This is a genomic window from Clostridium sp. AF23-6LB, assembly GCF_003461085.1.
Classification (GTDB): Bacteria; Bacillota; Clostridia; order Lachnospirales; family Lachnospiraceae; genus Coprococcus; species Coprococcus ammoniilyticus.
The window spans coordinates 518,408-544,492 of the sequence record NZ_QTWK01000001.1 but is presented as its reverse complement, the minus strand read 5'-3'; the positions used below and the strand labels follow the sequence as shown (position 1 = coordinate 544,492).

The 26,085-nt window shown below is 44.6% G+C and carries 26 protein-coding genes and 2 pseudogenes; 24 read left to right on the top strand and 4 right to left on the bottom strand.

Annotated features, from left to right (window positions below):
- The 3 genes from mobC to DWY07_RS02370 all read left to right on the top strand — a co-directional run bounded on the left by mobC (position 1) and on the right by DWY07_RS02370 (position 1,089).
- Positions 1-339, top strand: a complete 339-nt coding sequence (gene mobC / locus DWY07_RS02385; protein ID WP_003526263.1) for a plasmid mobilization relaxosome protein MobC — start codon at positions 1-3, stop codon at positions 337-339.
- Positions 340-490: 151 nt separating this feature from the next.
- Complete coding sequence (locus DWY07_RS02375) at positions 491-793, top strand: hypothetical protein (protein ID WP_007886654.1); 303 nt, start codon at positions 491-493, stop codon at positions 791-793.
- Positions 790-1,089, top strand: coding sequence for a CD1845 family protein (locus DWY07_RS02370; RefSeq protein WP_008728403.1), 300 nt, complete (start codon positions 790-792; stop codon positions 1,087-1,089). The genes DWY07_RS02375 and DWY07_RS02370 overlap by 4 nt, the downstream gene beginning before the upstream one ends.
- A gap of 74 nt (positions 1,090-1,163) precedes the next feature.
- Here DWY07_RS02370 and DWY07_RS02365 read toward each other — a convergent pair whose 3' ends face one another.
- Positions 1,164-2,573, bottom strand: a complete 1,410-nt coding sequence (locus DWY07_RS02365) for an ATP-binding protein (RefSeq protein ID WP_117822117.1) — start codon at positions 2,571-2,573, stop codon at positions 1,164-1,166.
- Between the two features lie 114 nt (positions 2,574-2,687).
- Between DWY07_RS02365 and DWY07_RS02360 the strand changes: the two genes are divergently transcribed.
- A complete protein-coding gene (locus tag DWY07_RS02360) occupies positions 2,688-4,100 on the top strand; it encodes a relaxase/mobilization nuclease domain-containing protein (RefSeq protein ID WP_117822116.1) in 1,413 nt (470 codons plus the stop codon).
- A gap of 223 nt (positions 4,101-4,323) precedes the next feature.
- Here DWY07_RS02360 and DWY07_RS02350 read toward each other — a convergent pair whose 3' ends face one another.
- From DWY07_RS02350 to DWY07_RS02340, 3 genes and pseudogenes are all read right to left on the bottom strand, one after another.
- Entirely contained in the window at positions 4,324-4,680 is a 357-nt protein-coding gene (locus tag DWY07_RS02350) for a helix-turn-helix transcriptional regulator (RefSeq protein ID WP_015528509.1), read from the bottom strand.
- Between the two features lie 138 nt (positions 4,681-4,818).
- Positions 4,819-4,992: pseudogene (locus DWY07_RS02345) on the bottom strand (helix-turn-helix transcriptional regulator); the annotation flags it as partial.
- 141 nt (positions 4,993-5,133) lie between these two features.
- Positions 5,134-5,661: a PadR family transcriptional regulator gene (locus DWY07_RS02340; RefSeq protein ID WP_055201207.1), complete on the bottom strand. Its 528-nt coding sequence runs from the start codon at positions 5,659-5,661 to the stop codon at positions 5,134-5,136.
- 214 nt (positions 5,662-5,875) lie between these two features.
- On the opposite strand from DWY07_RS02340, the gene DWY07_RS02335 reads away from it, so the two are divergent.
- The 20 genes and pseudogenes from DWY07_RS02335 to DWY07_RS02230 all read left to right on the top strand — a co-directional run bounded on the left by DWY07_RS02335 (position 5,876) and on the right by DWY07_RS02230 (position 26,073).
- The gene (locus tag DWY07_RS02335) at positions 5,876-7,252 is read left to right on the top strand and encodes an MATE family efflux transporter (RefSeq protein ID WP_117822113.1); all 1,377 of its coding nucleotides are present in this window, start codon (positions 5,876-5,878) and stop codon (positions 7,250-7,252) included.
- A 69-nt stretch (positions 7,253-7,321) separates the two neighbouring features.
- On the top strand, positions 7,322-7,846 hold the full coding sequence (locus DWY07_RS02330; protein WP_117822112.1) for a PadR family transcriptional regulator: 525 nt from the start codon (positions 7,322-7,324) through the stop codon (positions 7,844-7,846).
- Positions 7,843-8,265: a YjdF family protein gene (locus tag DWY07_RS02325; protein WP_117822111.1), complete on the top strand. Its 423-nt coding sequence runs from the start codon at positions 7,843-7,845 to the stop codon at positions 8,263-8,265. Before DWY07_RS02330 ends, DWY07_RS02325 begins: the two co-directional genes overlap by 4 nt.
- A 1-nt stretch (position 8,266) precedes the next feature.
- Entirely contained in the window at positions 8,267-8,452 is a 186-nt protein-coding gene (locus tag DWY07_RS02320; protein WP_117822110.1) for a cysteine-rich KTR domain-containing protein, read from the top strand.
- A 518-nt stretch (positions 8,453-8,970) separates the two neighbouring features.
- Positions 8,971-9,384 (top strand): sigma-70 family RNA polymerase sigma factor, encoded by a 414-nt coding sequence (locus tag DWY07_RS02315; protein WP_117822109.1) that lies wholly within the window; start codon positions 8,971-8,973, stop codon positions 9,382-9,384.
- 121 nt (positions 9,385-9,505) lie between these two features.
- The gene (locus tag DWY07_RS02310; protein ID WP_117529599.1) at positions 9,506-9,682 is read left to right on the top strand and encodes a helix-turn-helix domain-containing protein; all 177 of its coding nucleotides are present in this window, start codon (positions 9,506-9,508) and stop codon (positions 9,680-9,682) included.
- Between the two features lie 61 nt (positions 9,683-9,743).
- Positions 9,744-10,430: a response regulator transcription factor gene (locus tag DWY07_RS02305; RefSeq protein ID WP_117822108.1), complete on the top strand. Its 687-nt coding sequence runs from the start codon at positions 9,744-9,746 to the stop codon at positions 10,428-10,430.
- Positions 10,427-11,458 (top strand): annotated as a pseudogene (locus DWY07_RS02300) (HAMP domain-containing sensor histidine kinase). The gene DWY07_RS02305 and the pseudogene DWY07_RS02300 overlap by 4 nt, the downstream one beginning before the upstream one ends.
- A 143-nt stretch (positions 11,459-11,601) precedes the next feature.
- A complete protein-coding gene (locus DWY07_RS02295) occupies positions 11,602-12,267 on the top strand; it encodes an ABC transporter ATP-binding protein (RefSeq protein ID WP_050624170.1) in 666 nt (221 codons plus the stop codon).
- Between the two features lie 13 nt (positions 12,268-12,280).
- The gene (locus DWY07_RS02290) at positions 12,281-14,929 is read left to right on the top strand and encodes an ABC transporter permease (RefSeq protein WP_117822107.1); all 2,649 of its coding nucleotides are present in this window, start codon (positions 12,281-12,283) and stop codon (positions 14,927-14,929) included.
- Between the two features lie 211 nt (positions 14,930-15,140).
- Positions 15,141-15,806 (top strand): ABC transporter ATP-binding protein, encoded by a 666-nt coding sequence (locus DWY07_RS02285; protein WP_015528521.1) that lies wholly within the window; start codon positions 15,141-15,143, stop codon positions 15,804-15,806.
- Between the two features lie 12 nt (positions 15,807-15,818).
- On the top strand, positions 15,819-18,452 hold the full coding sequence (locus DWY07_RS02280; protein ID WP_117822106.1) for an FtsX-like permease family protein: 2,634 nt from the start codon (positions 15,819-15,821) through the stop codon (positions 18,450-18,452).
- 637 nt (positions 18,453-19,089) lie between these two features.
- Complete coding sequence (locus DWY07_RS02270; protein WP_055054171.1) at positions 19,090-19,503, top strand: sigma factor-like helix-turn-helix DNA-binding protein; 414 nt, start codon at positions 19,090-19,092, stop codon at positions 19,501-19,503.
- A gap of 537 nt (positions 19,504-20,040) precedes the next feature.
- The gene (locus DWY07_RS02260; protein ID WP_054330194.1) at positions 20,041-20,271 is read left to right on the top strand and encodes a helix-turn-helix domain-containing protein; all 231 of its coding nucleotides are present in this window, start codon (positions 20,041-20,043) and stop codon (positions 20,269-20,271) included.
- An 84-nt stretch (positions 20,272-20,355) separates the two neighbouring features.
- Positions 20,356-21,576: a site-specific integrase gene (locus DWY07_RS02255; RefSeq protein WP_117822104.1), complete on the top strand. Its 1,221-nt coding sequence runs from the start codon at positions 20,356-20,358 to the stop codon at positions 21,574-21,576.
- A gap of 151 nt (positions 21,577-21,727) precedes the next feature.
- Positions 21,728-22,969: a site-specific integrase gene (locus DWY07_RS02250; RefSeq protein ID WP_117822103.1), complete on the top strand. Its 1,242-nt coding sequence runs from the start codon at positions 21,728-21,730 to the stop codon at positions 22,967-22,969.
- A gap of 388 nt (positions 22,970-23,357) precedes the next feature.
- The gene (locus DWY07_RS02245; RefSeq protein ID WP_117822102.1) at positions 23,358-24,263 is read left to right on the top strand and encodes an Abi family protein; all 906 of its coding nucleotides are present in this window, start codon (positions 23,358-23,360) and stop codon (positions 24,261-24,263) included.
- A 646-nt stretch (positions 24,264-24,909) separates the two neighbouring features.
- Complete coding sequence (locus tag DWY07_RS02240; RefSeq protein WP_147340233.1) at positions 24,910-25,317, top strand: hypothetical protein; 408 nt, start codon at positions 24,910-24,912, stop codon at positions 25,315-25,317.
- A gap of 72 nt (positions 25,318-25,389) precedes the next feature.
- Positions 25,390-25,704, top strand: a complete 315-nt coding sequence (locus tag DWY07_RS02235; protein ID WP_117822100.1) for a hypothetical protein — start codon at positions 25,390-25,392, stop codon at positions 25,702-25,704.
- 6 nt (positions 25,705-25,710) lie between these two features.
- Positions 25,711-26,073: a hypothetical protein gene (locus DWY07_RS02230; RefSeq protein WP_117822099.1), complete on the top strand. Its 363-nt coding sequence runs from the start codon at positions 25,711-25,713 to the stop codon at positions 26,071-26,073.
- Positions 26,074-26,085 lie beyond the last annotated feature (12 nt).

Genomic DNA, 26,085 nt, shown 5'->3' with positions numbered 1-26,085 from the left:
ATGGCAAAGCGCAAGCGGGATGTTCCGGTGCTGTTTTGGGTGTCAGCAGAGGAACTGGAGTTGATCCATCAAAAGATGCAGCAATACGGGACAGAGAATTTGAGCGCTTATCTGCGGAAAATGGCGCTGGATGGTTATGTGGTCAAGCTGGAACTGCCGGAGCTGAAGGAGTTGGTTTCCCTGATGCGCCGAAGCAGCAACAACTTGAATCAGCTGACCCGCAAAGTGCATGAGACCGGGCGGGTTTATAATGCTGACTTGGAGGATATATCCCAGCGGCAGGAACAACTGTGGGAGGGTGTAAAGGAAATCCTTACCCAACTCTCCAAACTTTCATAACAGGGATAGATACTCCATTTGCGGAGGGAGGAACGGCGTTTCTTCGCCGCACCTTCCTCCGCTTTTTCTTTTTGTCTGTATCCTTGTCTTTTGCCTGTCCGCACCGGATAATATGAGTAGAATAAGAAGCGTAGTAAAGGAGTGAAAACAGATGCTGACCTTTGAAAAGGTGCTGGAGATTTTTGCGGATTACCTGACCGCAGACGAGACCATAGAAGTTTATATCAGCCGCCATGGATGTGTAAGAGTTGAATTTGACCAGGATTTTCACTATTGCTCTGGCGAGGTGTGCCATACTCCCAAGGAACTGTTCAATCTCTTAGCTGATGATTACCGGACTTATGTGGAGATTGAACTGACCAAAGGCAGACGGGAGTTGACGGAAGATGATGAGAGAGAAGCGGATGCCTTGTGCAAACGGTATCTGGAGCGTTGGAGGGAGGAACTGGAATGAAGATTTTGAAATGCTTGCTGATGATTGTAACTGCACCGGTCGTTTTGGTGTTGACGCTTTTTGTCTGGCTCTGCATGGGGCTGATCTACATATCTGGTCTGGTGCTTGGTCTGCTCAGCACGGTAATTGCTCTACTTGGCGTGGCTGTGCTTATTACCTATTCCCCGCAGAATGGTGCAATTTTGCTGATTATGGCATTTTTGATTAGCCCGATGGGGCTGCCGCTGGCTGCGATCTGGCTGCTGGGAAAGGTGCAGAGTTTGAAATTTGCGATCCAGGATTGGGTGTATGGGTAAATGATGTGAATATAATTTGGAATGAAAAAGAAGCAGGACAATGGGAGATGAGACCCAATGCCCTGCTTCTCTGTTTATTCGGAACGAACTGTAATATATTTTTGATGTTTACTTTTCGGTTTATCGGGAAGTGTCATTTTGAGTGTTCCATTGTTCAATAGCGGACGCAGATATTTTTGTGTAAAGTTTTTTGTGTTTTTGTATCCACAGTGTTCTGCGATTTCTAATTTTGAATGTGGTTCTATGCAAAATGCAAGGATTTTATCATGGGTTGCATCATGGGTTGCGTCATAGGTCTTATCATGGGTCGTTTCTATGATAGAAGGACCATGATGGTAATTTACATTTTTCAAGATGACTCTGAAATCTGTCGCTGTTGAGGAAAATTCGGGCTTATATGCCTCTGTGTATCCAGGCAGCTTTTCAGTTTCACTGACAATTTTGCGCAGACCACTTCCACGGCGTTCCATGTACTTCATGCGGTGGAACAGATCAGCGATCACAGGGTTTCGTCGCATCGAACGAATACTGTAAATATCGTATTCCTGAATTGAGCCGCCGCCAAACATACCGCCCGGAGATGTGATTTCCACCCGATCATCAAACATATCAATGTGGACTTCGCTGCCAAGCACAATATAATCACGATGGATGAGAGCGTTGACAAGAGCCTCTGTTACAGCTCGTTCAGCATAATCCGGCTTGTCTACCCGATACTGAGCTTCTTTGACAAAACGGACTTTGGAATTATTGCGAATAAATTCACTGCCGCTTTTCAGTAAATAAATCAAATTCCCCTCGTATTCCTTATCGTCCAGCGCATCATCAAAGATAGAGCCTTTTTCCAAGCCATTCCACCGGGTACAGAATATACGGGAGTTATAAACTGTGTGCTGATCGGTCATGAGCTTTCCGGCATTGGTCAGGACCCCATTTTTGTCAGCCAAACCGAATGAGACATAATCGGATGGCTCGAAGCGGAGGCCGGTTCGTTCCAGATAGGTTGCCTCCAGGAGTGTGAAGCTGTAATCCTTTTTCACAGCTTCTGTTGTTAAGGTGTCAAAGGACTGATTGGTTCCCTTTAAGATCAGTTCATTCACAATGTAATCCGGTGCAATTACGCTTTCATTTCCAACACGGATGTATGCTTCCATTACTCCGTCTGCCTTGTAATAGTATGGGGTGCTGCGGCCAGGAGAAACCTCCAGAGCCAACAGGTTTTTACCATCTTCCTGCAATGGCTTTAAGATAAACTGCGGTAATGGTGTGATACGTTCTTTGATTAAGCGGCTGATCGCTTCAGCATCCTTTTGAACATCAGACAAGCCGATAGGCTTCCGGTCATCAGAGACCCCGAAAAACAGAGTGCCGCCGATTCCATTGGAAAAGGCACTGACACTTTTTAACCAGCTTTTGGGTTTCTTTATTTCAAGTGCAACTTTGAAATCACATTCGGTTGCTTCAGCAATGAGCTGTTCTATCATAAAATCCCTCCTTTGAGGTATTGGTAGTTTCTTTATATTATACCCATAAGGAGAGTTTATTTCAACGATAGGCACAAAGAGTTCAGAGAAAATATTTTGAGAGGAGGGCTTTTTATGGCAACTACAAGAATCATGCCGCTTCATGTCGGCAAAGGCCGCACAGAGAGTCGGGCGATCAGTGACATCATCGACTATGTAGCAAACCCACAGAAAACAGATAACGACAAGCTCATTACCGGCTATGCGTGTGACAGCCGGACTGCGGATGCAGAGTTTCTTTTAGCAAAGCGGCAGTATATTGTTGCTACCGGACGAGTGCGCGGAGCGGATGATGTGATTGCCTATCATGTGCGCCAGTCCTTCCGCCCCGGTGAGATTACCCCGGAAGAAGCAAACCGGCTGGGCGTAGAATTTGCAAAGCGTTTTACTAAAGGCAATCATGCCTTTGTAGTCTGCACTCACATAGACAAGTCGCACATTCATAATCACATTATCTGGTCATCGGTCAGCTTAGAATTTGACCGGAAGTTCCGAAACTTTTGGGGCAGCACCAAGGCGGTTCGTCGGCTAAGTGACACCATCTGTATTGAGAATGGACTGTCCATTGTAGAGAATCCGAAACTTCACGGAAAGAGCTATAACAAATGGCTGGGCGATCAGGTAAAGCCATCTCACCGAGAGCTGCTTCGTGTGGCGATTGACAACGCATTATCACAAAGTCCTGCTGACTTTGAAGAACTGCTGAAGCTGTTGCGAGAATATGGTTGTGAAGTCTCAAAGCGCGGAAAATCGTATCGACTGAAACTCTCTGGTTGGGAGAAAGCCGCCCGCATGGACAGTCTGGGCGAAGGATATGGATTGGAAGATTTGCGGGCAGTTCTCTTAGGGAAGAAAGCACATACCCCGCGAAAGAAAACAGTCACACAGGCAGAGCCGCCGAAGATCAATCTGCTGGTGGACATTCAGGCAAAATTGCAGGCTGGAAAAGGTGCTGGCTATGCTCGATGGGCTAAAGTTTTTAATCTGAAACAAATGGCGCAGACCATGAATTACCTGTCAGAGAACAATCTGCTGGAGTATGCGGTTTTGGAAGAAAAGGCTGCGGCTGCCACGGCACATCACAATGATCTTTCGGCGCAGATCAAGGCGGCTGAAAAGCGCATGGCAGAGATCGCTGTTCTGCGTACTCACATCGTAAATTATGCCAAGACCCGTGAGGTCTATGTGGCATACCGCAAGGCGGGATACTCTAAGAAATTCCGGGAGGAACATGAGGAAGAAATTCTGCTCCACCAGGCTGCTAAGAATGCCTTTGATGAGATGGGAGTCAAGAAGCTTCCCAAGGTCAAAGAGTTGCAGACGGAGTACGCGAAATTGCTGGAAGAAAAGAAAAAGACCTATGCCGAGTACCGGCGTTCCCGTGAGGAAATGCGGGAGCTTTTAACGGCAAAGGCAAATGTAGATCGAGTGCTGAAAATGGAGGTAGAACAGGATGTTGAAAAAGAAAAAGACCACGGCCAGCGGTAAGCTGGTCCTGGTCAAAAGCGTTCGCAGAACGCGCAGCCACAGAATGAAATTCTGTGTTCAAAGGGGCTTGGGGGCGCTGCCCTCAACAAGCAAGCGGAGAGGAAAATCACGGAGGGATTTTTTTCTCTGCGGGCCTGTGTGTATTAACACAGGCATTGCTTGCCTCTTTTTACCCGGAAATGAAAGGAGCCAGTGAGGAAACAGTCAAATTTCACTCACCGGCTCAATTCGTTTCAAATTTCTCGGATAGTTCTGTTAGTTCTTTCGCGGTCTCCTGCGTATGGTGCAAGAGGGTTTCACGCATTTCTGACGGACAGCTGCAATAAAGCATTTTCATCTGATTGGCTCCATCATCTTCTGGAGAAACATCTGGATTGATCAGAGTGTCCAGAGAGATCGGAAGCACCTTTGCCAATGCCTTCAAAATCAAATAGGACGGATTTATTTGTCCTTTTTCAATGCTGGCGATTTGCTTGACAGATACATGGCTCAGATCCGCAAGCTCCTGCTGTGTCAGGTCTTTTTTCTTTCGGGATTCCCGCATTTTTTGCCCCAAAGCGGTCAAATCATCAATCGGCATAATCATTCACCTCAAGTATATTCTATCGTGCCGATTTGCACAAAGGAATAACCTTATTATACCGGTCGATAGGCTTGATTATGCCGATTTTTGCAAGGGGTTGAAAGGGATGAAAAGTCAGCAGACTTTAATCAACTAGATTATCACAGGCAGGCTGGGAATCGTGCTGTCTTTTTCGATGTTGGCAAGATACCGCCATTCAATCCCGACCATTTCTGCCAATGTTTTTCGTGCCAGACGCTTTGCCTCTCGTGCGGCTTTGACATCTGCACCGAAGGTTTCAAAACCGGGACAATCTTCAACTTTCGCCATATAACATCACCCGGTTACATTGTATAATTCATACTTTGCCCGTGGAATGTTACTATATGCAGGTTAGTTGAAGTTTATAATTCATATATAAAAGACCAGCGCCACTCAAAGTTGCTGGTCTTTCCGAATAATGATAATGATTTATTGTTGATTCTTTTTTAATGAAGCAATCCATGCTTGGATTGCTTCCACCAGTACATACTGCTGACGCAAAACAGCCATACCTGTTGCGGGAATACTGGGCTCATTTTCTTTTTTCTGTATATTATGTTCCAGATAGGATTTTAAAGTACTAATATTTTCTTCAATTTCTGCTATGCACGATTTTTGTTTTTCAGGTGGCAAGGAATCCAAATTCACAATAACAGCGTTGAAGTCCAGAAAAATGTTAATAGGTTTTCCAGAAATCTCAAACATGAGCCGTTCAAATTCCGCTTCTCCCGCTTCCGTCAGGGAATAAATCGCTTTCTCTGGCATCTTCCCTTCCTTTACGATTTCGCCTCGGATTAGCCCCTTTTCTTCTAACTGAATGGCTTTTTTATAAATGGATGGAGTGCTGATTTTTACCCATTTGGATATGTTTCTATATTCTACTAACTTTTGAATATCGTAGGCGCTCATTGGCTCCTTTTTCAATATTCCCAACACGATTAAATCTATGGTTGCCATGTGGAATCACACCCTTTCACTATGCTTTCTGCATGAAAGAATACTGTCAAATTTACTATAAATTATAGTATTAGATTTTATACTCTTTGTCAAGATAAAACGCCTGACTTCTCTTGACATATACTATAAATTATAGTAGTATGATTTATACGGTAGTATACTATAATCTATACTACTATAAATTACACTTAAAGAAGCGAAAGGAGTATTAACAATGAATGAACGCAACAACAAACTTGAGCTTTTGGGCAGTGCGCCTATCCCAAAAGCGCTGATGGCTCTCGGCATACCGATTATGATTGGGATGTTGATCAATGCACTCTATAATCTGGTGGATGCCTATTTTGTGAGTGGCTTGGGCAAAAGTCAAATGGGTGCTATTTCTGTCGTATTTCCGTTGGGACAAGTCGTGGTTGGTTTAGGTCTTATGTTCGGTAACGGAGCCGCATCTTATCTGTCAAGACTATTGGGACGCGGAGATAAAGATACCGCCGATAAAGTGGCAAGCACCGCATTGTATAGCAGTATTCTGATTGGTGCTATTATCATCCTACTTTCTGCGATTTTCCTTAAACCAATTTTGGTAATGTTGGGCGCGACGGAAACAATTATGCCGTATGCCTTGACATACGCAAGAATTTATGTGCTGTCCTGTGTTTTCAATGTATTTAATGTAACAATGAACAATATTGTAAGTAGCGAGGGTGCAGCAAAAACGACCATGTGTGCCTTGCTATTGGGAGCCGTATTGAACATCGGATTAGACCCTCTTTTCATTTATACTTTGGACATGGGAGTAGAAGGTGCAGCAATCGCCACAGCAATTTCGCAAATGGTATCCACGCTTGTTTATCTTACCTATGTTCTGCGCAAAAAAAGCGTATTTTCGTTCAGCATAAAAGAGTTTTCTCCTACGAAGCAAATGATAACGGAAATTTTGAAAATTGGAGTTCCCACTTTGGTGTTCCAACTGCTAACAAGTCTTTCGATTGCGCTAATTAACCGCGCATCCAGCAATTATGGCGATTCGGTCATTGCAGGCATGGGGGCGGTTACGCGAGTTACTTCTATGGGAACTCTTGTTGTCTTTGGATTTCTGAAAGGGTTCCAACCTATTGCTGGATTCAGCTATGGGGCAAAGAAGTTTGATCGCCTGCGCGAAGCAATCAAAACCTCAATCATTTGGTCTACAAGTTTCTGCTTAGTCGTAGGCTTGGTGATGGCCGTTTTTTCTACGCAGATTATCTCTCAATTTACTGAGGGAGATAATCAAATGATTTTAGTGGGTCAAAAATCACTGTTTGCAAATGGGATCACATTCATTCTTTTTGGTTTCTACACGGTTTACTCCTCTTTGTTCCTTGCCTTGGGTAAAGGTGCGGCAGGTTTCTTTTTGGGAGCATGTAGACAAGGTATCTGCTTTGTTCCTGTCATTTTGCTGCTGCCTATGGTATGGGGAATGAACGGAATCCTATATGCCCAACCCATCGCAGATGTAATTTCCGTAGTAATCACTGTATTTATGGCGTTACACCTTCATCGGGAATTGTCTGTGGCTGAAAAACAGGCTATGTCCAATTCGGAAATATAAGATACTTCTCCTTGACTTTTGCTATCAACAATAGTACTATTGATAATAGTAAAAGTTGGAGGTGTAGTTATGTCGTCAATCGATTTAGTCATACTTGGTATTGTATTGGAAAAACCGCAAAGCGCCTATGACATTCAAAAGGATGTGGAGTACCACCATTTTTCCCGTTGGACAAAAATAAGCGTACCTTCTATTTATCGCAAGGTTCTCCAGTTGAGCGAAAAGGGTTATCTGCAAAGCGATATTGTCAAGGGCGATAAGTTTGCGGATAAAGCCATTTATTCTATTACCGATCAGGGCAGAGCGTATTTTAAGGAGCTGATGGCCTCTTATGTCGCTGGCCCAGTACCCTTGCTATTCGATTTCAATGTGGTCATTACCAATTTGAACAAGATGGACAAGGTCGAAGCGTTGGAGCTGGTTTCGGCTTTGCGCCAGAGCATACAGTCCTCGGCTGAATCCAACGAGGGCTATGCGCGGGAATTTACAGACATTCCTTTGGTTGGGAGAACGATTTTTGAGCAGCAGCAGCTTCTCTATCGAGCCCTTATGGAATGGCTGGATCACTTTGAAGGACAGTTCTTAAAAGAATGAGCACGGCCTTCAAAAGCAGTTTGACCATCCTGTTTGAAGCTCCATTTTGGATCGGTCTATATGAAAGAACGTATAGCGGTAAATACGAGGTGTGTAAAATCACTTTTGGTTCAGAACCCAAAGACTATGAGGTCTATGAGTTTCTGCTGAAGAATTGGCATAAGTTGAAATTCAGTCCCCCAATCCAGGCTGAAGTATCCATAGAGCGAAAACTCAATCCCAAACGAATGCAGCGTGAAATTCAAAGTCAACTGCAAGATAAAGGCGTTGGCACAAAGGCACAGCAGGCGTTGAAACTCCAGCATGAGCAATGTAAGCTGGAACGTAAAGCCAAGAGCCGTGAACAGAAAGAGGCAGAGAAAGACCGTCAGTTTGCCATACGGCAGGAAAAGAAGAAAGCCAAGCACAGAGGAAGATAACATGAAGATAGAATGGATTTTATGCCCCTTTTGCGGCAGCAAAACGCGATTAAAAATTCGCTATGATACAGTATTGGAAAACTTTCCGTTATATTGTCCTAAATGCAAACATGAAACCCTGATTACAGTAAGAAAACTAAATTTATCCATCATCCAAGAGCCAGACGCACAGACGCAGAGCCGATAATACGCAAGGCAAATTCACTTGTGATTATCGGTTCTTTTTTATTTCAATATACGATGAGAGCCTGCCCCGCCCAATGGGGAAAGAAAAAAACCGTAGCTGGGCAGGTTGATTTTGTGCGCTTACTCTACATACTCTGGCGGCGGTTTTGAGAAATCAGAGCCGCCGTTTCTTTTCGCCTATCCTAAACCAACGACGATCTAACACCGTGTAAATCCACGGCGGCATATAGGAGGATTGCCGCCGTGTCTATTTTTGCCTATTTTCACAGCATCCATGACCTGCACCAACTAAAAAAAGCCTTGCCCCTCCTCCGGGAAGGTATGACTTCCTATCGGTATTATCGTTCCGCCTAAATCAGCAGAATGGTAGGTGTTTTTGTCGCGCCAGTTTCCCATTGCGGGGAGCTGGCGTTTTTTATTGTCGATTTTTCAGGAAAGCTCCTGAAGTATGTCGCTGCCGATCCCCGCCTCCTTTCGATTCACTCGTCAATCGCCCGTGAATTGAAATGGAGGTACATAATGAAGAAAGTCAATCTTAGGGACTTATATCCCGATGTTTATAAAAATGATTACTTTGTAGAAGTAACAGAAGATGTGCTGGAGACGATCCGAGCCGCTGAGCGTGCGGAAGCTGCTTATGACCGGAGGATGTATCGCTATAAGGCGTACTACTCCCTGGACTGCGACAACGGCATTGAAAATGCGATCCTGATGAAGCCCCAGACACCGGAAATGCTTTTGGAGGAAAAGCAGCTGCGGGAGCAGCTCTATGCTGCTGTGATGGCTCTGCCAGAGAAGCAGGCCAAGCGGATCTATGCCCGGTATTATCTGGGTATGCGTGTGAGTGAGATCGCCGCAGCGGAGGGTGTAGACCCAAGCCGTGTCCGTGACAGCATCCGGCGCGGTCTGAAGCAGCTGGCAAAGTATTTTTAGGATAGAATAACAAAGGGCGCAAGGCCACATAGTACTTCTGGCACAGGGCTTTGCGCCCTATTTGCATCCTTGTATTCTTCGAACGAAAGAAATATAATAAGCCATATTGGAGGGAAACTATATGGATTATATGACGCTGAAAGAAGCAAGTGAAAAATGGGGTGTTACCCCAAGGCAGATCAATTATCTGTGTGCCGGTGGGCGTATCCCCGGTGCTGTGAAGAAGGCTACCATTTGGCTGATTCCCAAGGATGCGGAGAAACCGGCAGACCGTCGTTTCAAAAATACAAAAAAATAATCCTCTCGTGAGGTTTCTGTGACATTTTGATGCTACACTAAGAATGAAGGAGCGTGATACAATGCGAATTTTAGTAGTCGAGGACGACCGACTTTTGAATAATACCTTGTGCTATAATCTGGATGCTGCGGGCTATGTCGTGGACTCTGCATTGACAAAATCAGCAGCCAGCAACTTTCTGACCAAGCAGGACTATGACCTGATCGTGCTGGATGTAAACCTGCCGGACGGGAATGGCTTTGATTTCTGCCGTGAGGTAAAGGAACGCTGGCCGGATACAGCGGTGATCTTCCTGACCGCAAATGATATGGAAAGTGATATGCTCAAAGGATATGAACTGGGTGCAGAGGACTATGTGACCAAGCCATTTCCTATGAGCGTCTTTCAAAAAAAGCTGTCCGTAGTGTTGGGGCGGCTGGCAAAACAGTCTGGTGGCGGTGATTGCTACGAAGATGGTGCGTTGTCCATCAATTTCTCGGAGATGACGGCTTCCCTGTCCGGTAAGGCGCTGGTGTTCACTCCATTGGAATACCGGTTGTTGAAAATCCTGACCAAAAACCCGCAGAATGTTTTGACCAGGCAGGTGCTGCTTGAAAAGCTGTGGGATGCCGATGGGAACTTTGTGGATGAACACGCCCTGACTGCGGTCATCAGCCGGGTGCGGAACAAAATTGAAACGGAGGGCCGCCAGTACATCAAGACGGTGTACGGTATGGGCTATATGTGGATTGGAGGGGCACCGAAATGAATATGAGAAAACTCTCCATCAACAAAGCCTGCATCCTTTTGGGAACGCTTCTGCTGCTGGCAGTTGGTGCAGTCTGCACCGCTGTTTATCTGCTGACTCAGAATATAACCGCTGTCCGGTGTGTGTTCCTGTTCAGTCTCTTTGTACTGCTCTGCGTTATCTTCTTTGTGTCCCTGATCCGCCGGAAGCTGGTCCGGTTCTCCGATGCCTTTTGTGGTCAGATGGATGATATGCTCTCCGGGGATATGCAGCCGAAGCAGACGGTCGAGGAAGAAAGCCTGTTCTATAAAATCAACTACCGGCTGGGGCGGCTGTACGAGGTCATGCAGGAAAATAAAAACAGCATCGCAAAGGAACGGGCTGACCTGCAAGAGCTGATCTCCGACATTTCTCATCAGGTCAAGACCCCGATTGCCAACTTGAAGATGATCAACAACACGCTGCTTGAAAACGAGGTTCCCCCGCAGAAGCAAAAGGAATTTCTGACAGCCCAGGCCAGCCAACTTGATAAGCTGGACTTCCTCATGCAAGCCATGATTAAAACCTCCCGCCTGGAAACGGGAGTCATTTCGCTAGAGCAAAAACAGCAGCCGGTTTATGATACCCTTGCCGCTGCCCTGGGCGGGATTTTGCTCAATGCCGAAAAGAAACAAATAGATGTGCAGGTGGAATGCCCGGAGCATTTGGATGCGCGCCATGATAGAAAATGAACAAGCGAAGCCCTGTTCAACATTCTGGATAATGCTGTGAAATACACCCCGGCAGGCGGGCAGATCCGTGTGTCGGTGGAAGGCTGGGAAATGTATGTGAAGATCGACATTGCAGATACCGGCATTGGCATCACAGAACAGCACCAAGGGACGATTTTTAAGCGGTTTTACCGGGAAGATGCGGTGCATGATGTGGACGGTATTGGGATTGGCCTGTATCTGGCTCGTGAGATTGTGACCTTGCAGGGCGGTTATATCAGGGTGGCGTCCGAGGTCGGGAAAGGCTCAACCTTTTCTGTTTTCCTGCTCCGAAAGTAGCGCCGACACGCCCCAAAAATTGAAATGTCACAGACTTGTGACATTTGGGGCCGAATTTAGCGGAAATTTTTTGTGGCTCATGACATTTCTGTGAGGTTTGGTCGTTACAATGAGTTTATCAAAAAGAAAGGATGGTGTTCTTTATGAGCATTTTGCAAGCGACTGAACTGAAAAAATATTATGGCACAGAGCCGAACATTACCAGAGCCTTGGATGGTGTGACCCTCTCCATAGAAAAGGGCGAATTTGTAGCCATCGTGGGAACCTCCGGCAGCGGTAAATCCACGCTGCTGAACATGATAGGCGGATTGGATGTGCCCACCTCCGGCCAGGTGGTCGTGGATGGCAAGGAGCTGTCCAAACTCAAAGACGAGGAACTGACCGTTTTCCGCAGAAGAAAGATCGGCTTTATCTTCCAGAACTACAATCTGGTGCCGGTGCTGAATGTCTACGAAAACATCGTGCTGCCTGTGGAGCTGGACGGAAACAAGGTAGACAAGAAGTTTATGAAAGAAGTCGTTCAGATGCTGGGGCTGGAGGATAAGCTGAACAATATGCCCAATAACCTTTCCGGCGGCCAGCAGCAGCGCGTAGCCATTGCCCGCGCTTTGGTGTCAAAGCCTGCAATCGTCCTGGCTGATGAACCGACTGGCAATCTGGACAGCAAGACCAGCGCCGATGTGCTGGGGCTTCTGAAAACCACAAGCCAGAAATTCCATCAGACCCTCGTGATGATTACCCATAACAGTGAGATCGCCCAGCTTGCCGACCGCATCATTCGGATCGAGGATGGTAAGATCGTGCAGTAAAGGGGGCAGGACTATGAATGACATTCTATTTGGCAATAACAACAAGGCTGTCATCAAAAAGCTGGCGAACCGCAGCTTCCGCAGCAACAAAATGCGGAATGTGATTGCGGTCATTGCGATTGCCCTGACAACCTTTCTCTTTACAGCAGTCCTGACCATTGGTATGGGAGCCAAGGGAACGCTGGAATACAACATGGCAAAGATGATTGGCACTGGTGCGGATGCGCTGGTACAGGGTCTTTCCGAAGAACAATTCCAGCAGTTAAAAGAAAACTCCATGTTTGAAAAGGTGGGCTGTTGGGTACCTATTGAGATTATGACCAACACCAACCGGATATTTGCGGAAATTGATTACGCAGATCAGCCCCAGTTGGAGCTTCGGATGCAGACGCCGCGCACAGGTTCTGCGCCCCAAAAAGCAAATGAGGTTTTGGTCTCTGCCAATATACTGAAGGATCTGAACATCGAAGAAAAAATTGGGGCAGAAATTCCTATCGAATTTAAGAATCGTCAAAGCGGCCAGATGTATCATTTTGATATGATTGTATCCGGTATTTACGACACACCAAACGAAAAATCGGAATCAGTCATTGTTTCCAAAGCCTTCATGGAAGAAAATCCGGAGATGATGCGCGAAATTGCCCAAGGGCGTGAGGGCTGTGGCATTTATGATGCTGATGTGATTATGCGGGATAGCTCCATGGTAAAGGAGCGTATCTCGGAGTTTGTCCGCAGCATTGGCGGTAATCCAGACGATAGAAGTGCTGAGAATTATGTCCGTGTAGCCCCCAACACTTTCCTTTCCAACAACAGCGGCGGCTCTATCATGTGGCTGGTAGCAGGTGTATTTGGCGTCCTATTCATGTTCTGTGGGTATCTGCTGATCTACAATGTATTCGAGATTGCAGTTACCAACGATATTCGGCAGTATGGCCTGCTACGGACGGTGGGGACTACTTCCCAGCAGATCAAGCGTTTGGTCAACCGGCAGGCGCTGTACCTGTTCCTGATTGGAACACCATTTGGCCTGCTTTTTGGCATCCTGCTCGGACGCAGTATTCTGCCTGCGGCACTCCAGATGTTTGCTGCCGACTATAGTGGTAAAAACATTGAGGTCAGCACACTTCCATATTTGGGTATCATCGTAGGTGCGATCCTGTTCTCAGGACTTACAGTTTATATTAGTACCAGAAAGTCGGTGAAGAAAGCCTCCCGTGTGTCACCTATCGAGGCTATCCGCTATGTAGAACAGGATACGGTTTCCATAAAACGGAAAAAGACAAATACTGGAGCAGTTATTCCTCGCATGGCGAAGGCCAACCTCCAGCGCAATAAGCGCCGGACGGTCTTTATTGTGATTTCCCTGACTTTGAGCATCGTCCTCCTGAACTCGGTATTTATCTTCAGCGGCAGCTTTGATGAAGCTACTTATGTACAAAAACAGACCCGAAGTGACTTTGCGGTTTATAACCCAGACATTCAAGCCGCATGGGGAGATGAATTTGGGCATAGCTGTACTGTTTCAGAAAAATCGGTAGAGGAAATTGAACAGCAGCCAGGTGTAATGAACGAAGTCCGCCTATACCGTAATACTTTTGAGGATGATCATATTGCCTGTGATTGGGGTCCTTCTTTCTCGATTGACAATACAAATAAATATGCCTATGTACTTCCTGATTCATTAAATCTCGGCTGGACTGAGGATGGAGAGGATTATGCTGCGTTGACTGCGGATAACCTTCCTCTTGGGAATGTGTATGGCTTCTCTGAAAATCTCCTGAACAAGATGGACATCATTGAGGGTGAAAGCGATGTGTCTGTCCTGAAAGAAAAACTCTGGAATGGTAACAATGTAATTTTAGTAAGCCACTATGACGATAAGGGAAACTTAAGCGGTGGTGCGGATAATATCTATTATTTTGGCCTGTCGGTTGGAGACACCATTCAATTTTATGAAAATGGAGCTCCGACTGAGGAGTTTACAGTGATTGCAAAGGCTGCTGTTACGAGCAATGAAATGACTTTGACTGGCGGTGGCGATAATATTACGACAGATGTTGGTGGACCAAAGATCTATATGTCAGAAAATAAGTTCAAAGAGATTTATGAAACCCCTACCTTGTACGGTTTCCTCTTTGATGTAGAGGAACAGTATCAGCAGGATATGGAGAACTATCTGATGCGGGACACCGATGTTTCCTATAATTCTATTACAACGCTGAAAGCTGATGTTTTAGGCATTAAAAATGTTGTCCTGCTGGTTGGCGGAATGATAGGTGCTGTATTTGCTTTGGTGGGCCTGATCAACTTCATCAATCTGGTTATGACCAATATCGTTACCCGCCGTCATGAGTTTGCCACTATGCAGAGCATTGGTATGACGAACCGGCAGCTCCGAAAAATGATGATTTCGGAAAGTTTCTCCTATGTGCTTCTGGCAGGGATTGTCGGCACATTAGTTGCGGCGACACTTGGCATGACATTGCTAAGAGCATTTGTAGAAAACGGTCCTACCAGTATGATGATGACATTCCAGATAACCTTGCTGCCTGCGCTGATTATGCTGGTTCTCTTTCTGGTACTGGCGTTTATCGTTCCGGTTGTTGCACTCCGACTCCTTAACAATCGGAGTGTCGTAGAGCGGCTTCGGGTAAATGAATAACAGGCGCAGCCATATCAAGTGAATACTTCCTGCGCCGTCGTATGCGGCTGTGGGACGCGGAAAACCGGGGGATTTTTCTCCCGGTTTTTCAAATGTCACGAACTTGTGACATTTGGGGCCGAATTTAGCGGAATTTTTTTGTGGCTCGTGACATTTCTGTGAGGTTTGTTCGTTACAATGGGTCTAAGTTAAAGAAAGGATGGTGTTCTCTATGAGCATTTTGCAAACGACTGAACTGAAAAAATACTACGGCACAAAGCCGAATATCACAAAGGCCCTGGATGGTGTGAACCTCTCTGTTGAGCAGGGGGAATTTGTAGCGATTGTTGGAACCTCCGGCAGCGGCAAATCCACTCTGCTGAACATGATCGGCGGGCTGGATGTGCCTACCTCCGGCAAGGTCATTGTGGATGGGCGCGACCTCTCTACATTGAAAGATGAGCAGCTTACCATTTTCCGCAGGAGAAAAATCGGCTTCATCTTCCAGAACTACAATCTGGTACCAGTGCTAAATGTCTACGAAAACATCGTGTTGCCCGTAGAACTGGACGGAAACAAGGTAGACAAGAAGTTTATGAAAGAAGTGGTGCGGATGCTGGGGCTGGAGGATAAGCTGAACAATATGCCCAGCAATCTCTCCGGCGGCCAGCAGCAGCGTGTAGCCATCGCCCGCGCTCTGGTATCGAAGCCTGCTATCGTTCTGGCTGACGAGCCTACCGGCAATCTGGATAGTATGACCAGCAGCGATGTGCTGAGCCTGCTGAAAGTTACCAGCACAAAATTCCACCAGACCCTCGTAATGATTACCCATAATAATGAGATCGCTCAGCTTGCCGACCGCATTATTCGGATCGAGGATGGTAAGATCGTGCAGTAAGGGGGTGGGACTATGAATGATATTTTATTTGGCAACAATAATTCCAAAGTAATTACCAAGCTATCCAAACGCTATTTCAAGAAGAATAAGGTACGCAATCTGGCTGCGCTGCTGGCAATTATCCTGACTGCTTTCCTATTTACCTCTATCACTTCCCTGGCGTTCAATATGGCGTCCTCCATCCAGCTATCCCTGCAAATGCAGAAAGGCAGCAAGGCGGATGGCACTTTGGGGTATATGACGGAGGAACAATACGAGCAGCTTGTAAACAGCGATTTTGTGGAGCAGGCAGGTCACCGGCGTATCATTGGCTATGCAAGCAATACTTCCAGCCATTCCATTGAGATCAATTATGCGGACAGTGTGCAGCAGGAGCTGACCTTCTGTGTGCCTACCCACGGAGCTGCACCGGAGAAAGCGAATGAGATCGCCACTACGGATTTGGCGCTGAAGGCGCTGGGTGTAGAACCTGAGATCGGCGCAGAGGTTCCGTTGGAATTTGAACTGCGGGGGAAAACTTATCATTATGATATGGTGCTTTCCGGCTGGTGGGAAGCAAGCAATGACTCTGTGAGCGTTGCGACTGTTTCAGAGCAGTTTATAAAGGAAAACCCCGATGTGGTGCAGAACACTTATGCGGTAGACCATGAAATGTCCGGCGTTACTTTTTCTGATGTCGTGCTGAAGAATAAAGCAAATGTTCAGCAGCAGTTGAATGAGTTCGTTTACTCCATTGGCGGCAATCCAGAGGATATGGGCGCAGACAATTTCATTCTCGCATCAGAAAATCAAATGTCCCAGGGATTGACTTCATCAGAGTCCATCGTGTTTGCTGTTGTATTTATCCTGATGTTTGTCGTGTGCGGATACCTGCTGATCTACAATATCTTTGATATTTCTGTGATGCAGGATGTTCGTCAATACGGCCTGCTGCGGACGATTGGCACTTCCACACGGCAGATCAAGGGCATTGTGAACCGTCAGGCGGTCTGGCTCACGCTGATCGGACTGCCTATTGGTCTAATCGCCGGTTTCTTTGCCGGTTGGGTGCTGCTTCCTATCGTGACAGAGATCATTAACCTTGAATACTCTATGGTGGGTACATCCGTATCGACCTCGCCTCTGATCTTTGTTATCGCTGCTCTCTTTACAATTTTGACCGTGTTTATCAGCACCCGGAAGCCTGCAAAAAAGGCGGCAAAGATTTCTCCTCTGGAGGCGATCCGCTACACCGAGCAGAACGCCTATAAAAAGAGAAGTGCCAAGCGTACCAATGGAGTAAAGCTGTCCCGCATGGCCTTTTCCAACCTGGGGCGCAATCGTCGGCGTTCAGCGTTCATCATTATTTCCCTGCTTCTGTGCATCGTCCTGTTTAACTCTATCATCATTGTGACGCAAAGCCTTGATGAAGAAAAGTGGGTAAACCGTGTTACCAGAACAGATTTTAATGTCTATAACTCCGCCGCATTTAATGTAATGGAAAGCGTTCAGCACCATGAAGATACACTCTCACAGCAGGCGGTGGATCTGATTGCCGGACAGCCCGGAGTTGAGGATGAACGCTATCTTTACCGAAATACAAAAGACGATAGAAATGTGTTGGTTGACTATGGGTTTGAAGATTTAAGCGGCATAGAGCTATTCCATGAGGAAGAAGGCGTCGTAAATCAAAGCTATCAGGGATATAGCCTGTACACAAGTTCTGATACCGAAAGGCGCTATTTTGGTAATGTGATGGGAGCCTCCGAGAATTTCTGGGCGGATATGCGTATTTTTGAAGGCGAAAAAGATGCCGAAACCTTAACGCAGAAAATGGCTACCGGAGAATATGTCATTATTGGCTGCCCCATCGACAAACTGACGGAGGAACCAAAGAACACTCCGCTGACCGATCAGTTACAGGTCGGGGAGAGCATTTCCTTCTACAAGGATGGGGAACTGGTCAAAACCAGCACCATCCTTGCAAAAGCGATCCTCGTGGGAACGGAAACCGAAACGCCGACAGGCACCACCGCCCAGGCACACATCGCCGCTGATGCTCCTTTTGTATATCTGCCGGACACTGTATTTAAGGAAATCTATGACGCTCCCACGCTGCTGACTTATGGATTCAATGTGGATGAAGCCTTGCAGCCGCAGATGGAAGAATTTTTGAGCAGCTATGTGAGTGAAAATACTTCGGTTGCCTATACTTCCACCAAGCTGTTGAAAGAGCAGCTTGATTCGGTCCGCAGCATGATCCTGGTTATCGGTGGTCTAATCGGCTACATTATGGCCTTTGCAGGTCTGATTAACTTTACCAACATGATTATTACCAACATCATCACCCGCCGCCATGAGTTTGCTACCATGCAGAGCATCGGTATGACCGGCAAGCAGCTTCGCCGTCTGATGGTCTATGAGGGCATCTATTATGCCGCAGGCGCAGACATTATCGGCGGAGCAGTCGCAGCGATCCTGGCAGTCACAGTGCTAAAGAGCGCATTGAATGACCCTTCCATGTGGTTCTTTACTCTGAATATTACATTGGTTCCCGTTCTGGTCATTGGTGTGCTTTATCTGCTGCTGGCTGCGGTCATTCCGCTAATCGTTCTCCACTTCTTTAACAAGGGAACTGTGGTGGAGCGGCTGAGGACATCGGAGTAACGGCAGAGATTGCTACAATAAATAATCATAAACCTATTGAAAGCCGGGAGGAGGCATTTCCTCTCGGCTTTCCTCAAAAAATTTGAAATCTCACAGATTGGTGAGATTTCAGCTTGTTATTTTGTCGAAATGGCGTATGCCCGTGACATTTCTGTGAGGATTGCCTGTTAAAATAAAAGAAAAGTGAAAAAGTTGCCGCACGATGGCAAAAGAAAAAAAGCCATCGTACAGCGACTATATTGTTATGCACTTTGCAACGGTGGCTTTGAAAAAATCAGAGCCGCCGTTTCCTTTCGTCTATCTAAAATGAACGACGACCCTACACCCTGCAATCTGGTACGGCGGCACATAGGAGGATGCCGCCATGTCAATTTTTGTCATTCACAATAGCCATGAGTTACACCAGCTAAAAAAAGTCTTGCCCCTCCTCCGGGGGAGTATGACTATCTATCAGTATTATCGTTCCATCTAAATCAGCAGAATAGTAGGTATTTTTGTTGCGCCGATTTCCCGTTATGGGAAGTTGGCGTTTTTTGTTGCCATTTTTTCGGAGATGACCCGGTTGTCTGCCGGTGTCGGTCTCCGCCTCCATTCGATTCACCCGTCAATCACCCGTGAATCGAAATGGAGGTACATAATGAAGAAAATTAACCTTCGGGAACTTTATCCTGATGTTTATACAACAGACTTTTTTGTAGATGTGACAGAGGAAGTAATGGAGACTATTCGAGCAGCTGAACGTGCGGAGGCTGCGTATGAGCGAAAGATGTATCGTTATAAAGCACAGTATTCTCTGGATTGCGAGAATGGCATTGAAAATGCGGTGCTATTGAAGCCGCAAACACCGGAGATGCTTCTGGAGGAAAAACAGTTTCAGGAGCAGGTCTATGCCGCTGTGATGAAGCTGCCAGAGAAACAGGCAAAGCGAATTTATGCCCGATACTATCTGGGAATGGCGGTAAATGAAATTGCCGAAGTAGAAGGTGTAGACCCAAGCCGTGTCCGAGACAGTATCCGCCGTGGATTAAAGCAGCTTGTAAAATATTTTTGATAAAATTTCATTTGATGCGCCTGTTTTTTGCCTTTTTTGTCAGTGTTAATAAGAAGGACAAGTTTTCCTCCTTCATCAGTACATTGACAATCGAATAGACAGCACAACAGGTACATAACCCATGTACGAGCGAATGTGAAACGCCGCGAAGATGGAGCCGTCAGGGAGGTGATGAAAGAACTGCTTCGGAGCGATCTACGATTTCATAAAACGGATTGTGGCAGATTCGGCGCGATGACTGCATGGGGGCTTAAAGATACTTCCTCACGGCCCGCCAAAGACTTGGGGGGAACCCTGCGGCACACGATACGAACGGTGCTGCGGAGTTATGACAGCCGCGCCAACGGAGACCTGTTGTGTTCCCATCGTCAGGGGGCGTGGCAAATGTGATGAAAGCTGAGTTATATAAATAGGAAGCGTTTGCAGCTTCCTGTTCAAAATCAGATACCATGCGCTGGCAGTTTCGGCTGCCAGCGTATTCATGTGGCTTTGAACAAACACGATGACAAACTTGACAGATTGGAGGAAATATGCTTTATGGAAAAACTTATTACACGAAAAGAAGCAGCAGAAATTTTAGGTATCAGCATTGCAACGCTGGACGCGGCCCGTAACAATGGTCTTATTTCTTATGTGCAATATGTGCAGAATGGCTGTGTGTATTTTACTTCAGCGGGCCTTCAGGAGTATATCGCAAAATGCACCCACAGAGCAAAGCCAGCAGAAAAAAACGCAACTTATCGTAGACCTCGCAGAGCTGGAGTGTGAGTCGATCCGTATCCTTGCTGGAAACGTAATGGTCTGATAAAACATAGATACAGCGCTGGAGTATATTCTTAGGAGGTGGCGGAATTGGCAAAAAGAAAAAGAGCAATTCCACAATACGGTACAGTTACGCTTAACGGCATAGATTATTATAGAACGCGGGTTCAGAACGCAGATGGAAAACTGGTGGCCCTTTATGCGAGAACACCGGAAGAATTATATGATAAAGAGTTGGGAGCATTAGAGCAGATCGACAACGATACATTCTGTCGGAAATCCCCGACGGTTGCAGACTACTGTGAAAAATGGCTTTTGATGCAGTCGGTTCATGTGAGGGCAACCACGCTGATAGATTATACCTCAAAGGTCAGACGGCACATTATAAAAGAACTGGGACAGATGCGGATGGCAGATGTGACACTGGATGACATTCAGCTTGCACTTGTTCCTGTTTCCGAGAAGTCCGCTTCGGTATATAAGTCAGTGGTTATCCTGTATAAATCCATTTTCCGTGCAGCAAAGGAAAGTAAGATTATTGATAACAACCCAACGATTTACCTTACGGCCAAAGGTGGAGGCGTTCCGCAGAAGGACAAAGCTGCATTGACGGATGAACAGGCCACCAGACTGCTGGATGCCATTCAGGGACTTCCGCCGTATGTATTTGTCATGTTAGGGCTGTATGCAGGATTGCGGCGAGAAGAAATTCTTGCCCTAAAATGGGATTCTGTATATCTGGATGTGGATTGCCCTTATTTAACGGTACGCAGGGCATGGCACACGGAAAATAACAGACCGGTGATTCTGGATGAGCTGAAAACGAAAGCCGCGCATCGAAATATTCCGTTGCCGGTTTGCCTGGCGGACTGTCTGAAAGAGACAAAAGCTAATTCACAGTCAGAATATGTGGTGCCGAACCGGGAGGGCGATCCGCTGTCTTACACACAGTTCAAGCGGCTTTGGCAGTACATTGTAACCCGAACAGTCAAGGAGCGTTTCTATTATCGCTACGAGGATGGAAAGCGTGTAAAGCACACGGTTACGCCGGTCCTCGGTGAAAAGGCAGCACATAACGGCAAAGTGATTTACAGTTTGGATTTTGAAGTGACACCGCATCAGCTGCGGCATACATACATTACGAATCTGATTCATTCGTCCGTGGACCCGAAAACGGTTCAATACCTGGCGGGGCATGAGAGTAGTAAAATTACGATGGATATTTACGCAAAGGTCAAATACAACAGACCGGATGAGCTGGTAAGAACAATGGGTGGTGCATTTGCCCAGTGGGATGCAGCACAGGCATAACAATTATAAAGAGTAGGAAACAAAGCTGGAGCGAGGCAAGGATGTCTCGCTCTTTGTTTTACATAATCCGTATCTTTGATTAAGTGGGTGCTTTCTGATAAAAAGAAGGTGTGAATTTAAGAACACTCATTATCAGGAAAGGAAGATTTGTATGGCTAAGAAAAAACAAAGCGTTCCAGAGTACGGAACGGTTACAAGAAAAGGAACACTGTATTACAGAACCAGAATTACAGATGCCGATGGAAAGCAGGTCAGCTTATATGCGACCACCTGTGAAGAATTATATGAAAAGCAGTTGGAGGCCCGGAGACAGGTGGATGAGATCATCTTTCACCGAAAGCATCCGACAGTTGCCGAGTATTGTGAGAAATGGCTGCTGATGCAATCAGCAAAGGTGTCTGCGGCTACTATAAAAGGATACAGACAGAATATGAAGAATTATGTCATTAGCTCTCTGGGAGATATGTATATGGAGGAAGTGACTGCGGATGATATTCGTCTGGCGCTTGTTCCGCTGTCTCAAAAATCGAAAGGACTGTATGATACGGTAAATATGCTGATTAAGTGTGTGTTTTATTCGGCAGAGCGCAGTCAGCTGATAACCGATAATCCATGTGTGGGAATTTCAGCAAAGGGCGGAAAAGCATCGAAAAAGAAAGATGCCTTAACAGATCAACAGGTTGCGGTTCTGTTGGATACGGTGAAAGAGCTTCCGCCATATCTTTTTATTATGATTGGTTTGTATTCCGGCTTGCGTCGGGAAGAAATTCTTGCATTGCAATGGGATTGTGTATTCCTGGATGAATCCACACCATACATTTCCGTGAGACGTGCATGGCGCGCGGAGCATAACAGGCCGGTGATTTCTACCGTTCTAAAGACAAAAGCAGCTAAAAGGGACATTCCCATTCCGAAGTGCCTGGTGGACTGCCTGCGGGAAGCAAAAGCCAATTCCATATCGGAGTATGTGATTGCGGACAGTGAGGGACAGCCGCTTTCCTATTCTCAGTTTACGAGAGTTTGGCAGTATGTAGTTGTTCGCTCTGCGAAAGAGAGAACTTACTATAAATATGTGAATGGACAGAGCATCAAATATACCGTCAAGCCGACATTAGGAACAACGCAGAGGAACAATCCCAAGATTCGCTATACCCTGAATTTCGATGTAACACCGCACTTGTTGCGGCATACCTACATCACGAATCTGCTCTATGCGGGCGTTGACCCTAAGACAGTTCAGTACCTGGCAGGGCATGAGAATAGTAAGACAACTATGGACATTTACGCGAGGGTCAAGTATAATAAACCAGAGGAACTTTTCGAGGTAGTGAATGATGCTTTGAACCAGGAGAATTTCGATGAAAAATCACCGATTTCCATGGTTAAGGAATAGGACAACCGACAACAGAAAATGCGAAAAAGCCCGTAATATCAAGGAAAAACGCACCATAGAGATGTTTAGTACGGCTTAAAGGCAGCTCGTCGTGCTCCACAGTTTTCAAAGAGATAATTCAACCGAATATCGAAAAAGAGCAACAAACCCCGAAAATCCAGTATTTTCGGGGTTTTCTTTATATTCTGAAAATTTATCAAACATCCTCAAAACACACGAAAATCTATCGATAACTAACACACAACTAACAGGTAACTGACAAATGATCACCATAATTAAAATAATTCTTTCTCAGTAATTTGTATATAAGAAGATATGATGTTGAAAAATGTCTTTTATTATCAATTGTAGTGGAGTATAATGATAGAAAGTACAAAGGGGAATTTTTATGAAATTACTTAAAACAAGTGACGAATTGATATCTCATATGAAAATAAAGGGAATAAAATTTGATATAGCTAAAGAAGAAGATGCAAAGGTATTTCTTCAAAATAATAATTACTACATGAAACTAGCATCTTATAGAGCCAATTATGACAAGCAAAAAAGTAACGATAAGTACATAAATCTTGATTTTGCTTATTTGCAGGAATTGTCAACCATTGATATGCATTTACGGTATTTAATATTGCAAATGTGTCTTGATGTCGAACATGCTTTAAAAACCAGATTGTTAAAAGATATAGAGGATAATCCAGAAGAAGATGGCTATGATATTATTAGAAGATTTGTTACAAAGTATGAGAGAAGTTGTCAAAATATACAGAAACACAAATCTAGTGAATATTGCAGAGAATTGATAGAGAAGTATTATCCATATTTTCCTGCATGGGTATTTGTAGAATTAATATCTTTTGGAGATATGGTGAAGTTGTATGAGTATTATACGGAGAGGTATCCAGGGCGTTTAAAAGATAGTGACTTGTTGTATTCAATAAGGGATTTAAGAAATGCAACTGCACATAGTAATTGCCTGATAAATAAACTTCAAAAAGGAACAAATAAGCCATCTGTTAAAATTATAAAATTTGTTTCAAATATAGATGGAATAGGTGCGTCTATGAGAAAGAACAAATTGAGTAATAAGTTTTTGTATGATTTTGTTACATTGCTTTATGTTTACAATGAATTTATTAATGCAGATGTTGTGAAAGAGAAGAGGTTTAAGCAGATACAAGAATTTATAGATGGTCGTGCAATAAAAAATAAAGAGTATTTTGATAAAAATGAATGCATAAAAACAGCATATTTTTTTGTAAAAAAAGTTGTTGACTATATAAATGAAGCGTGTTAAAATATATACACGATTAAAAAATTAACTTTTTGTAGGGAATGGGTCTTTACTCGTTCCCAATTTTTTTTGCATAAAGCAGTGTGGATAACATCAGAGATATTTTCGGTAACGAACACGTAACTGACAAAATGTGTTTGAATGTTTTAAAATCAATATTTGATGTTCTCAAAGAGATAAGAAACAATTATATTCAATATTTCAAGAACCCGCAGGAATCAAGTATTTCTGCGGGTTTTCTTTATTTTGTATAGGAGCAGAAACACCCCTGAAACACATCAGAAATTAATTACTAGTAACGTACTAGTAACACACTAGTAACACTCTACAAGGTGTCTTGTGCAAGACGCTTTTTTATATTCTTTCGTAATTCCGGCTTGGACTTTGACCAGAAGACTTACAATTCAAAGCAGAATATGACACTTTAGAAAAGTATATTACACACTTTGGAATTTGTGTTCTGGAGTGTTTTTTTGTGTGAACTATGATAGAATAGATATCATAATAGCTTATAGTGTGTTTTGCATATTAACTGGTATGGAAGGATTGTTTATAAAAAATGGTAAAAGTGAATTACTATTGAACAGGTAGTCTGTAGGCAATTAGATATCTTTAATGGCATAGGGTGATGAATAATGGAATTTTTGAATTGAAATTAATAGAAAAGATTGGTCAGGTATTTTCGATTGCAATGCATGATAGAAAATATAATCGTTATCAGTTTATAAAGAAATGGTGCTTTTCAAATACCTGCCAGGCGGTATTTGATTTTGACGAGACATTATGTTCGCAGGCGAAATCTTATATTTTAAGAACATTTGAAAAAGAATACCAGGATAATTTACCGGCGAAAGACGCAGATAGTCCATTATATGAAGATGATGCGTATTGGTTTGGATATCTAATAACTTACTGGCATTTTTTGTATGGCATTTCTGGTAAAGAAATCATGCAAAAGTATGATGTCTGTAAGATACTAGATGAGTTTGATCCATTGCATACACTAAGTATTAAAGCAGCGATCGACAAGATCCGGGAGGATGATAGAAATGAGTGAGATAAAAGTATACCATGGATCATATTGTGAAGTGAGCATATATGCAAATAAAAAAGCCGGAAAGGAGAATAGATGGTAACATTACGATTTGTATTTAACCAAGATAAGTTAAAACAGGCAGGAAAGACCGAGGATGAAATGCTTGCCCCAATGCGGGATCATGCTAAAAAATATGAGATCGCAGAGCCGGAGCCGGGATTCTTTGTGAAAGATGGAGAGGATGCCTTGTGTGTAATCGGCATGTATATTCCTAAAATTACAAGAAAAGATGTACATTATCTAGATTATCTGGATGAATGGACACTTGATGTAGACGGAGAGAAAGAGAACTGTATAGAGGAATCCAGATCATGGATTCGTCAGCATGAAAGACGATATGTAGGGTAGTGGAATATGAGGAGAAAACAATTATCATTTGATATTGACACAAAGGTTGCAAAGGCTATACTTGGAAAGAATAATTACATCAAAGCATATTTAGATGTTCGAAAATTCCTGGAAAAGGAAGGATGGGAGCATATAGAAGGTAGTGTCTATATGAGTAAAAAGCCGTTAAGCACAACACAGGTTATGCATTTGTTAAATGATTTGATATGGGAGTATCCATATCTGACAAAGTGCTTCCGGGAGATTCATCAAGCGGATGTATTCAAGGTACATTCCCTGTCAAAGCAATTTGAGTATGATGGAACGCCAGGAAGATTCGCTAAGCAGGAGCTGACACAAAAAATGAAACCAAAGCATAGAAGTAGATAGAGTAGGTAAGAA

Excerpts from the sequence above, each read along its gene's own strand:
- mobC (WP_003526263.1), top strand. The coding sequence starts at position 1 with ATGGCAAAGCGCAAGCGGGATGTTCCGGTGCTGTTTTGGGTGTCAGCA.
- DWY07_RS02375 (WP_007886654.1), top strand. The coding sequence starts at position 491 with ATGCTGACCTTTGAAAAGGTGCTGGAGATTTTTGCGGATTACCTGACC.
- DWY07_RS02370 (WP_008728403.1), top strand. The coding sequence starts at position 790 with ATGAAGATTTTGAAATGCTTGCTGATGATTGTAACTGCACCGGTCGTT.
- DWY07_RS02365 (WP_117822117.1), bottom strand. The coding sequence starts at position 2,573 with ATGATAGAACAGCTCATTGCTGAAGCAACCGAATGTGATTTCAAAGTT.
- DWY07_RS02360 (WP_117822116.1), top strand. The coding sequence starts at position 2,688 with ATGGCAACTACAAGAATCATGCCGCTTCATGTCGGCAAAGGCCGCACA.
- DWY07_RS02350 (WP_015528509.1), bottom strand. The coding sequence starts at position 4,680 with ATGCCGATTGATGATTTGACCGCTTTGGGGCAAAAAATGCGGGAATCC.
- DWY07_RS02340 (WP_055201207.1), bottom strand. The coding sequence starts at position 5,661 with ATGGCAACCATAGATTTAATCGTGTTGGGAATATTGAAAAAGGAGCCA.
- DWY07_RS02335 (WP_117822113.1), top strand. The coding sequence starts at position 5,876 with ATGAATGAACGCAACAACAAACTTGAGCTTTTGGGCAGTGCGCCTATC.
- DWY07_RS02330 (WP_117822112.1), top strand. The coding sequence starts at position 7,322 with ATGTCGTCAATCGATTTAGTCATACTTGGTATTGTATTGGAAAAACCG.
- DWY07_RS02325 (WP_117822111.1), top strand. The coding sequence starts at position 7,843 with ATGAGCACGGCCTTCAAAAGCAGTTTGACCATCCTGTTTGAAGCTCCA.
- DWY07_RS02320 (WP_117822110.1), top strand. The coding sequence starts at position 8,267 with ATGAAGATAGAATGGATTTTATGCCCCTTTTGCGGCAGCAAAACGCGA.
- DWY07_RS02315 (WP_117822109.1), top strand. The coding sequence starts at position 8,971 with ATGAAGAAAGTCAATCTTAGGGACTTATATCCCGATGTTTATAAAAAT.
- DWY07_RS02310 (WP_117529599.1), top strand. The coding sequence starts at position 9,506 with ATGGATTATATGACGCTGAAAGAAGCAAGTGAAAAATGGGGTGTTACC.
- DWY07_RS02305 (WP_117822108.1), top strand. The coding sequence starts at position 9,744 with ATGCGAATTTTAGTAGTCGAGGACGACCGACTTTTGAATAATACCTTG.
- DWY07_RS02295 (WP_050624170.1), top strand. The coding sequence starts at position 11,602 with ATGAGCATTTTGCAAGCGACTGAACTGAAAAAATATTATGGCACAGAG.
- DWY07_RS02290 (WP_117822107.1), top strand. The coding sequence starts at position 12,281 with ATGAATGACATTCTATTTGGCAATAACAACAAGGCTGTCATCAAAAAG.
- DWY07_RS02285 (WP_015528521.1), top strand. The coding sequence starts at position 15,141 with ATGAGCATTTTGCAAACGACTGAACTGAAAAAATACTACGGCACAAAG.
- DWY07_RS02280 (WP_117822106.1), top strand. The coding sequence starts at position 15,819 with ATGAATGATATTTTATTTGGCAACAATAATTCCAAAGTAATTACCAAG.
- DWY07_RS02270 (WP_055054171.1), top strand. The coding sequence starts at position 19,090 with ATGAAGAAAATTAACCTTCGGGAACTTTATCCTGATGTTTATACAACA.
- DWY07_RS02260 (WP_054330194.1), top strand. The coding sequence starts at position 20,041 with ATGGAAAAACTTATTACACGAAAAGAAGCAGCAGAAATTTTAGGTATC.
- DWY07_RS02250 (WP_117822103.1), top strand. The coding sequence starts at position 21,728 with ATGGCTAAGAAAAAACAAAGCGTTCCAGAGTACGGAACGGTTACAAGA.
- DWY07_RS02245 (WP_117822102.1), top strand. The coding sequence starts at position 23,358 with ATGAAATTACTTAAAACAAGTGACGAATTGATATCTCATATGAAAATA.
- DWY07_RS02235 (WP_117822100.1), top strand. The coding sequence starts at position 25,390 with ATGGTAACATTACGATTTGTATTTAACCAAGATAAGTTAAAACAGGCA.
- DWY07_RS02230 (WP_117822099.1), top strand. The coding sequence starts at position 25,711 with ATGAGGAGAAAACAATTATCATTTGATATTGACACAAAGGTTGCAAAG.